This window comes from Aeromonas sp. A35_P (genome assembly GCF_002259925.1).
GTDB lineage: Bacteria > Pseudomonadota > Gammaproteobacteria > Enterobacterales > Aeromonadaceae > Aeromonas > Aeromonas dhakensis.
The window spans coordinates 1-9,017 of sequence record NZ_NEVB01000065.1 but is presented as its reverse complement, the minus strand read 5'-3'; the positions used below and the strand labels follow the sequence as shown (position 1 = coordinate 9,017).

Below are 9,017 nucleotides of genomic sequence, written 5' to 3'. Positions count from 1 at the left end.
AACAGGTGCATCGCCAGAAACCACTTGGTCAGCGGGAGCTTGGTGTTTGCGAAAATAGTGTTCCCAGTCAATGACATCTGGTGATGGCAGTGATTGCATTGCAGCACGCGTGGCCGACTTTTCAGGTGACAACAGGTCTTGTTGGCACATTCAGGGCAGACAAAGCCGTGAGGAAAACGCCAAGTGAACAACGCGTTTTCGCACTGAGCTTCAGTGCCATAGTCCTTGAGAAGCTCAAACAGGCTGTAGCCTTTCTGGAATTGGACTTTGCTTTTGGCCATGATCTCGCTCCTCGATAACTGTGCATAAGATCAGTATAGTTCGGGGTGACTGCTAATCATGGGTAATCAGGAAGCTGGATGACGGCAAGCCCAAGTTCTGGCTTGCCGAAGTATATCCCCAAGGGCGTGATGGTCCTCGTAAGCGCAAGCGCTTTGCCACTAAGGGCGAAGCCTTGGCATGGGAAAAGCACATGCTTGCCCAGCCCTGGCAACAGCCAGAGGCGGGTAATGTTGATGAACGGCGGCTGAGTGACTTGGTGGCGCTTTGGTATGGTCGCCATGGTCAGACCCTGACCGACGGTGACCGCCGCCGTGACAAGCTGAACTGGCTAGCTGAGGCGCTTGGCAATCCGCTGGCGACCGAGTTCACGGCCCAGCAATTTGCGGCTTACCGCGAGCGGCGACTGGCAGGCGAACTTTATGTGCCTGGTCAGCGTAAGCAAGTATCCCCGACCACCATCAACCGAGAACTGCTCTACCTGCAGGCGGTGTTCAATGAACTCGGTCGCCTGGGTGAGTGGGCCCACGGCAATCCACTCGAAGTGTTGCGCCAGTACAAGGTGCAAGAATCTGAGCTGGCGTTCCTGAATCAGGATGAAGTCGAGCAATTGCTGGCGGCCTGCGTTGGTCTGAAAGACTTGTGGCTGATTGTTATGTTGTGCCTCTCTACCGGCGCCCGTTGGTCGGAGATAGAAAAGTTGACTCGATCACAAGTGGGTATCGGCCGGTTGACCTTCACCCGCACCAAGGGCAAAAAGAATCGCACCGTTCCGGTGGCCGGCTGGCTGTTGGCATTGCTGCCCAAGCGCACCGGCAGATTATTCGGCGACTGTTATGCCGAGTTCGAGAAAGCGATACGGCGGGCCGAGATTGAATTGCCTGCGGGCCAGAGCACCCACGTGCTGCGCCATACCTTCGCTAGCCACTTCATGATGGCGGGGGGCAACATCTTGGTACTGCAACGCATCCTTGGCCACACCGATATCAAGATGACCATGAGATATGCTCACTTCGCCCCTGACCACCTCGAAGATGCGGTCAAACTCAACCCGATCACCGCGCTGAAGAATGGCGGCAAAGTGGCGGCAGCGCTCACCAGCGATACCTAATAAGCCCCATCCATTCCCAAGCAAACCCGCGAAAACACTGCAAGCTATTGATTCAATGTGGCTTACGATGGTTTCAAAATCCGCCGGTGAATAACCGTGTCGGTTCGAGTCCGACCCCGACCATCAAATTCATGACAAAAGGCCATCAGCAATGATGGCCTTTTGTTTTTCCGCCTTTCCCCTTCCTTGTCACGCTTCTGTTCTCCAGCTGATATCGGCAAGCCGGGTGCTCCCTGTGGTCATGCCATGCCTCGTCTTGCTCCATTTAGGTGCGGCTTGCTCTGCCTGCACAGCAGAAGTGCGCATTCGCTCATGTTAGCGCGTCCCATGCGCCAATCTGGTGCACCCCCTCTCTGTCATACGAATAACCTTATGATTTTAAATAACTTATTAAGTTGGCCCGCTTTGTGCTTTTAAGCATTTATGTCGCCATGATGCCGCTTCGTGGAGGGAATCTGACCGGGAGCGGCAACCAGTGTGTACCGAATGGAAATGTACGTGAATCATCGGTGTCGATGTTCATATCAGGAAATGGACCCGGTCTGGAGCCGGGACGACAGGGAAGGAGATGGCAGTATGCTCAAGAGACTCGTGATGACTGGCCTGTTGGCGCTGATTGCCCTGCTGGCCGCCCCCAGCTGGGCCGAAGAGGTGGTGACCGCACCTGCGGTGGTGACCATCAACAAGGGGGACAATACCTGGATGCTGCTGTCGGCAGCCCTGGTGATCCTGATGTCCATTCCGGGCCTGGCTCTGTTTTATGGCGGCCTGGTGCGCACCAAGAACATGCTGAGCGTGCTGATGCAGGTATTCACCCTGTTCTCGCTCATCTGCGTGCTGTGGGTGATCTACGGTTATTCGCTGGCCTTTACCGAAGGCAACAGCGTCTATGGCTCCTTCAGCAAGGCGCTGCTCAAGGGAGTGACCCCCGACTCCATCGCCGCCACCTTCAGCAAGGGGGTAGGGATCAGCGAGTTCATCTATGTGGTGTTCCAGGGGGCCTTTGCCGCCATCACCTGCGGCCTGATCGTGGGGGCCTTTGCCGAGCGTATCAAGTTTGCTGCCGTGCTGCTGTTCTCGGTGATCTGGTTCACCTTTGCCTATATCCCGCTGGCCCACATGGTGTGGTACTGGGCGGGTCCGGATGCCTATACCACGGCCGATGCCGCGACAGCGGCCACGGCGACGGCCGGTTATCTGTTCCAGCACGGGGCGCTGGATTTTGCCGGCGGCACAGTGGTGCACATCAATGCGGCGGTGGCCGGTCTGGTCGGCGCCTATCTGGTGGGCAAGCGCCTGGGCTATGGTCGTGACCCTATGACCCCGCACAGCCTCACCATGACCATGATCGGGGCCTCTCTGCTCTGGTTCGGCTGGTTCGGTTTCAACGCCGGCTCAGCGCTGGAAGCCAACGGCACGGCGGCACTGGCCTTCATCAATACCTGGGTGGCGCCGGCTGCGGCGGCCCTTTCCTGGACCTTGGCCGAGTGGGTGATGAAAGGCCGTCCTTCGCTGCTGGGCGCGGCTTCCGGCGCTGTCTCCGGGCTGGTGGTGATCACCCCGGCGGCCGGTTTCGTCGGTGTCGGTGGTGGTCTGGTAATGGGCCTCATCAGCGGTGTCGCCGGGTTGTGGGGGGTTCACGGTCTCAAGCGGCTGCTGGGTGCCGATGACAGTCTGGACGTGTTCGGCGTGCACGGGGTGTGCGGCATTCTCGGCGCCCTGCTGACCGGGGTGTTCGCCAGCCCGGATCTGGGCGGCACCGGGGTGTGGGACTATGTCACCAACCAGGTGGCGGAGGGCTACTCCATCCTGGATCAGGTCAAGATCCAGGCCATCGGGGTGGGGGTGACCATCCTCTGGTCCGGCATCATCTCGGTGGTAGCCTACAAGCTGGTGGATATGCTGATCGGCCTGCGGGTGAAAGAAGACGCTGAGCGGGAAGGGCTGGATGTCACCACCCACGGCGAGAAGGCCTACAGCCTGTAATCCGCCATCTGTTGTTCAGCAAGATTGCCGCCGGCCATGCCGGCGGTTTTTTTATGTCCGTTTGCCGGGGACCAACTCTGATGTCCGAGCCTGTGGTGGGGCGGCTCGCCTCTGACGCCATCACCTCCGATAGAGCGCATCCCCGAGATCGCCGCCGGCGATAGCATTTTTCGGCAGACAAGGTGGATAGCGGCAATGTCCTCTGTCTTGTTGCTGTTTTATGCCTGCAATTTGGACGGATCTCCGCTAAACTCTGCCACCTTTTCTTGATGGGTTGGCCGGGCCGGCTCATCACCCTCTTATATATGTACTTTTGGAGCCGCTCATGCCGCTAGTGGGACATCAACACCAGATCGAGATCCTGGAACTGACCGACAAAGGAGATGGCAAAGGACGCCTGTTCGACCGCCCCCTGTTTGTCGAAGGTCTGCTGCCGGGTGAGCAGGCGTTGGTCGAACTGACCGAGGTGAAGCCCAACTACCTGCACGGCAAGGTGGCCGAGCTGCTCCAGCCCTCCGCCGACCGGGTTGCCGACTTCTGCCCCAACACAGAATGCGGCGGCTGCCAGGTGCGCCCGCTGGCCTATCCGGCCCAGCTCAAGCTCAAGCAGAGTCTGGTGCAGAGCGCCCTGGAGCAGGTCGGGCTGGGTGAGGCCGCGGTCAATCCCATCCTCGGCATGGAGACGCCGTTCGCCTATCGCAACAAGGCGCAGTACGCGGTGCGTGGCTGCGAGGCTGGCGCCGAGATCGGTTTTTATCGCAAGCACTCCCACGACCTCATCACCGCCGATGATTGCGCGGTGCAAGATTCTCTGCACGTGGAGCTCAACGCCCGGGTGCGCAACTGGATGCGCGCGCACGACATCAAAGCCTATGACGAAGTGAACCACACCGGCTGCGTGCGCAACCTGATGACCCGCAAGGGCTTCAAGAGCGGCGAGCTGATGGTGGTGCTGGTGACGCTGGGCGAGGAGCTGCCGTTCGAAGCCGAGCTGCTGGCGGCCCTGCAGGATCTGCCGGTCACTACCCTGGTACAGAACATCAACGAGGCGCGCACCAACCGCATTCTGGGCGACAACAATCGGGTGCTGCTGGGCAGCGGGGTTATCCGCGACAAGATCCACGAACTCGAATTCGAGATCTCGCCGCTCTCCTTCTTCCAGAACAACCCGAGCCAGACCGACGTGCTCTACTCCAAGGCGCTGGAGTATTGCGAGCTGACCGGCAACGAGACGGTGTTCGACATCTATTGCGGTATTGGCACCATCTCCCTGTTCCTGGCCGGCAAGGCCGCCAAGGTAGTGGGGATCGAGTCGGTGGAGAGCGCCATCAGCGACGCCCGCCGCAACGCGGCCCTCAACGGCATCGAGCAGACCGAGTTCCACGTCGGCAAGGCGGAGCAGCTGATGCCCGCTTTGCACGCCGAAGGGGTGAGCGCCGACGTGGTGGTGATGGATCCGCCGCGCAAGGGCTGTGACATGGCGGTGCTGCAGACCCTGGTGGCCATGGCGCCGCGCCGGCTGGTCTATGTCTCCTGCAACCCGCAGACCCTGGCCCGCGATCTCGCCTGGCTGGTCAAGCAGGGCTTCGTGCTGGACGAGGTGCAGCCGGTGGACATGTTCCCGCACTCGATGCACGTAGAGGCTGTCGCCCGCCTGAGCCTGCCTGCCAAGGCCTGATCGTCGCTGGTTCTCACTCGCGCCATGGGCGTCGAAGCGGTTGCTCGTCTAAGCCTGCCCACCCAGGCGTGAATTGAATTAGCCAGATGGCTCTGATAAAAACGACTCCAAATGGAGTCGTTTTTTATGGCCGTGGATCGGCGTAGCCACTAGGCAGGGAGTGCGAGGGTGATGATTCGTTTGGCGAGTGTGGAGGATGCGGCGGCGCTGGATCACTTCTTTGGGCAACTGGACAGGGAGACCCGCTTCATGCTGTATGAGGCGGGGGAGCGCCCCTCGGACATCGAGGGGCAGCGCCAGCGGCTCGAGGCCATGGCGGCGGCCCCCAATCAGGCCATGTGGTTGCTGGTGCTGGCTGGGGAGGTGCAGGGCTTTGCCGTGCTCATCGGCGGTGGTCTGGCGCGCAACCGCCACTGCGCCCTGGTGGTGATGGGGCTGCGGTCGAGTGCACGCGGGTTGGGATGGGGTGAGCGGTTACTGCGCACCCTGATCGCGGCCGCCGGCGAGCTCGGGATCCAGCGGCTGGAGCTGGGGGTGATGGCCCACAACGAGGTGGCGCACACCCTCTATCGCAAGTGTGGCTTTCGAGACGAGGGGTTGCGGCGACAGGCCTATCGGCTGGACGATGGCTACGTGGACGAAATCAGCATGGGGTTGCTGCTGTCACCCGGGGCGCCATGATGCGGCTGGCCCGGTTTGCTCCGGGCGGCGAGCGGGGATATGACGGAGCAACCGTCGACTTGATGAAGAGGGGAACGCGCGGATGAAAGGTATCTTGTTACGCTGGCTGGCTCGTTACGATGGCTGGTGCGAGGAGTGGGGGCTCACGCCGGAGAACCGGCGCTGCTGCGTGCCGGTGCGTTGGGAACAGGATGAGGCGCCGCAGGCAGAGCCGCAAGCCGAGTCGGATCCGCTCACTGGAAATTGCGGGTCACGGCACCAGTGACGCTGTTGTAGTCGAAGGAGAGACCGTCGGGATAGGCGGGGAAGCGGCCGATGGAGTCGCGCAGGATGTAGCGGCAGTTGCTGTGCGGTTCTCCCTCTTCATCTATCTGGTTGGCGGTCAGCTCGCTGGACAGGTAGTCGGCGTTGAGTTGCTGATCGGGATCCTGATCGACCGAGGCGACGGTGTAGCTGCTGTCCAGCAGCCCCTGAAACAGCAGACGGCAGTCTGACTGGTTGCTCACCGAGATGTAGTCGCCCTGACCTGCGACATAGGGTTCGTCGATCCCCTTGCGCCCCTGATCTTCGTCCGTGCCGGCAGGCCAGCCATAGCGGTTGATGTCGAGATTGCGTTGCCCCATGCTGCCGAGATTGTAGAGCGCCTGATCCTGCGCCTTGACCGCCCAGCCGGCATGAGCCAGCTGGACCGCGCTGGCAAAGTTGGCCGCCATCGTCGCGACCGTGCTCTTGAGTGCGTCATCCTTGAGATTGATGAAGCGGGGCAGGGCGGTCACGGCCAGGATCCCCAGCACTATGATGACCAGCACCAGTTCTATCAGGGTAAAGCCGTGGCTTGTGCGTTTCATCATGATATGGACCCATTAATTACGACAAACAGGTGAGTGACATGCAATTGATCGACACCCATTGCCATCTCGATTTTCCGGTCTTCGACTCCGGTCGGGCGGCGCTGCTGGCCGAGTGCCGTCAGCTGGGGGTGGGCGAGTATATCATTCCCGCAGTGGGAGAGGAAAATTGGGCCCGGGTGATGGCGCTGGCGGCAGAACATCACGGCATCTCCTATGCCCTTGGCGTGCACCCCTGGTATGTGGGCGGTCAGACGCCGGCGGTGCTGACCCGGTTGCAGCAACGGCTGGCGGAGCGCCCCCGCGGGCTGGTGGCGGTGGGCGAGTGCGGGCTGGATCTGCGCTCCCACGTACCGCAGGAGGGGCAGCTCGAGATGTTCGAGGCCCAGATCGAACTGGCCAAAGAACATGAGCTGCCCCTTATTGTCCATTCGGTGCGTGCCAACGACACTGTGGCCAAGATCCTCAGGCGCCTGCGCCCGGCCTGCGGGGGCGTCATCCACGCCTTCAGCGGCTCCCTGCAGCAGGCAGAAGCGTTCTGGCAATTGGGATTTCGGCTCGGCATCGGCGGGGTCATCAGCTTTGAGCGGGCCAACAAGACCCGGGAGGCGGTGCGCCACATGCCGCTGGAGGCCCTGCTGCTGGAAACGGACGCCCCCGATATGCCGCTGCAGGGTCAGCAAGGGGTGCCCAACACCCCCGCCAATCTGCCAATCATTGCGCAACTACTGGCCGATTTGCGGCAGCAACCGCTGGCACATGTTGCCTCGGTGTTACATGAATCCACTTTGCGCACCTTCCCGTTGGACAAGACGAAAATTAACACCTGATTAACGGTTGATAGCGACATGATAAAAATTGGGGTGAGTAAAAATCGTTTGCGGTCTAATTTGACGACCCCTAGCGCATTTCATGCTTATAAAATGTGACCAGCGTTCTACTTTGTCGCACCGTAATTAGTATAATGCGCACCCTTGATTGATGGCTTTGGAATACAAGTTGTTAACAAGCTGGAAGGTGCTACTAAAGAGGAAGTGTAAATAATGAATCTAATAATGGGTCTGGTAGGGATGGCAACGCTCGTCCTTATCGCGGTGCTGTTCTCCAGCAATCGCAAAGCAATAAGAGTGCGCACCGTCGCCGGTGCCTTTGCAATCCAAGCTGGCCTGGGTGCTTTCGTGCTGTACGTCCCGGTTGGTCGTGACATCCTGGTGGGCGTATCCGATGCCGTTTCCAGCGTCATCGGTTATGGCCAGAACGGCATCGACTTCCTGTTCGGTGGTCTGGTCAGCAACAAGATGTTCGAAGTGTTCGGTGGTGGCGGCTTCATCTTCGCCTTCCGCGTGCTGCCGGTCATCATCTTCTTCTCCTCCCTGATCGCCGTTCTCTATTACCTGGGCATCATGCAGTGGGTCATCAAACTGCTGGGTGGTGGCCTGCAGAAAGTACTGGGCACTTCCCGTACCGAATCCCTCTCCGCCACTGCCAACATCTTCGTGGGTCAGACTGAAGCGCCGCTGGTGGTGCGTCCCTTCATCTCCAAGATGACCGACTCCGAGCTGTTCGCCGTCATGTGTGGTGGTCTGGCTTCCGTTGCCGGCTCCGTACTGGCCGGTTACGCCTCCATGGGCGTCAAGATGGAATACCTGATCGCCGCCTCCTTCATGGCTGCCCCGGGTGGTCTGCTGTTCGCCAAGCTGCTGGTTCCGGAAACCGAGACCCCGAGCTACGACGAGAGCAATGCCGATGGCGATCTGGAAGACAAGCCTGCCAACGTGATCGATGCCGCCGCTGCCGGTGCCTCTGCCGGTCTGCAACTGGCCCTGAACGTCGGCGCCATGCTGCTGGCCTTCATCGGTCTGATCGCCATGATCAACGGCATCTTCTCCGGTGTGGGTGGCTGGTTCGGTTATCCGCAGCTCTCCCTGGAACTGCTGCTGGGCTGGATCTTCTCCCCGCTGGCCTTCCTGATCGGTGTACCCTGGAACGAAGCCGTCGTTGCCGGTTCCTTCATCGGCCAGAAGCTGGTGGTCAACGAGTTCGTGGCCTACCTGAACTTCGCTCCGTACCTGAAGGATGAAGTGCTGATCAATGGCGCGGCCATGTCCGATCACACCAAGGCCATCATCTCCTTCGCCCTGTGCGGTTTCGCCAACCTGTCCTCCGTTGCCATCCTGCTGGGTGGTCTGGGCTCCATGGCACCGAACCGTCGCGGCACCATTGCGAAATTTGGTCTGAAAGCCGTACTGGCCGGCTCTCTGTCCAACCTGATGTCTGCGACCATCGCAGGCTTCTTCCTGGCGCTGTCCAGCATGTAATGTCAGCCTGACTGACAGGTATAACCACGAACGCCACGGCATCTGCCGTGGCGTTCGTGTATGGGGCGGTGACAACCGTTTTCCTTTCTAAACTAATAATAAAATGAGTCAAATCG

General features: G+C 60.0%; 9 protein-coding genes. 7 read left to right on the top strand and 2 right to left on the bottom strand.

Annotated elements, in window-relative coordinates:
* Window positions 1–281 (bottom strand): transposase (locus CAK78_RS05325; RefSeq protein WP_141214130.1); only part of this gene is annotated, 281 nt, incomplete at its 3' end.
* A gap of 65 nt (window positions 282–346) precedes the next feature.
* Between CAK78_RS05325 and CAK78_RS05320 the strand changes: the two genes are divergently transcribed.
* The 5 genes from CAK78_RS05320 to CAK78_RS05300 all read left to right on the top strand — a co-directional run bounded on the left by CAK78_RS05320 (window position 347) and on the right by CAK78_RS05300 (window position 6,000).
* Window positions 347–1,390 carry a site-specific integrase gene (locus CAK78_RS05320; protein WP_094696608.1) on the top strand — a complete coding sequence of 348 codons (1,044 nt, stop codon included), beginning with the start codon at window positions 347–349 and terminating at the stop codon, window positions 1,388–1,390.
* A gap of 576 nt (window positions 1,391–1,966) precedes the next feature.
* The gene (amt, locus tag CAK78_RS05315) at window positions 1,967–3,376 is read left to right on the top strand and encodes an ammonium transporter (RefSeq protein ID WP_094696607.1); all 1,410 of its coding nucleotides are present in this window, start codon (window positions 1,967–1,969) and stop codon (window positions 3,374–3,376) included.
* 325 nt (window positions 3,377–3,701) lie between these two features.
* Window positions 3,702–5,054 carry a 23S rRNA (uracil(1939)-C(5))-methyltransferase RlmD gene (gene rlmD / locus CAK78_RS05310; RefSeq protein WP_094696606.1) on the top strand — a complete coding sequence of 451 codons (1,353 nt, stop codon included), beginning with the start codon at window positions 3,702–3,704 and terminating at the stop codon, window positions 5,052–5,054.
* Between the two features lie 171 nt (window positions 5,055–5,225).
* Window positions 5,226–5,735, top strand: a complete 510-nt coding sequence (locus CAK78_RS05305) for a GNAT family N-acetyltransferase (RefSeq protein ID WP_176452685.1) — start codon at window positions 5,226–5,228, stop codon at window positions 5,733–5,735.
* Window positions 5,736–5,817: 82 nt separating this feature from the next.
* Entirely contained in the window at window positions 5,818–6,000 is a 183-nt protein-coding gene (locus tag CAK78_RS05300) for a DUF5363 family protein (RefSeq protein WP_094696604.1), read from the top strand.
* Here CAK78_RS05300 and tppF read toward each other — a convergent pair.
* Complete coding sequence (gene tppF, locus CAK78_RS05295; protein WP_094696603.1) at window positions 5,969–6,586, bottom strand: type IVa pilus pseudopilin TppF; 618 nt, start codon at window positions 6,584–6,586, stop codon at window positions 5,969–5,971. The genes CAK78_RS05300 and tppF overlap by 32 nt on opposite strands.
* 38 nt (window positions 6,587–6,624) lie before the next feature.
* Between tppF and CAK78_RS05290 the strand changes: the two genes are divergently transcribed.
* Both CAK78_RS05290 and CAK78_RS05285 read left to right on the top strand, forming a co-directional pair.
* On the top strand, window positions 6,625–7,413 hold the full coding sequence (locus CAK78_RS05290) for a TatD family hydrolase (RefSeq protein WP_094696602.1): 789 nt from the start codon (window positions 6,625–6,627) through the stop codon (window positions 7,411–7,413).
* A gap of 213 nt (window positions 7,414–7,626) precedes the next feature.
* The gene (locus CAK78_RS05285) at window positions 7,627–8,901 is read left to right on the top strand and encodes a NupC/NupG family nucleoside CNT transporter (RefSeq protein WP_094696601.1); all 1,275 of its coding nucleotides are present in this window, start codon (window positions 7,627–7,629) and stop codon (window positions 8,899–8,901) included.
* Window positions 8,902–9,017 lie beyond the last annotated feature (116 nt).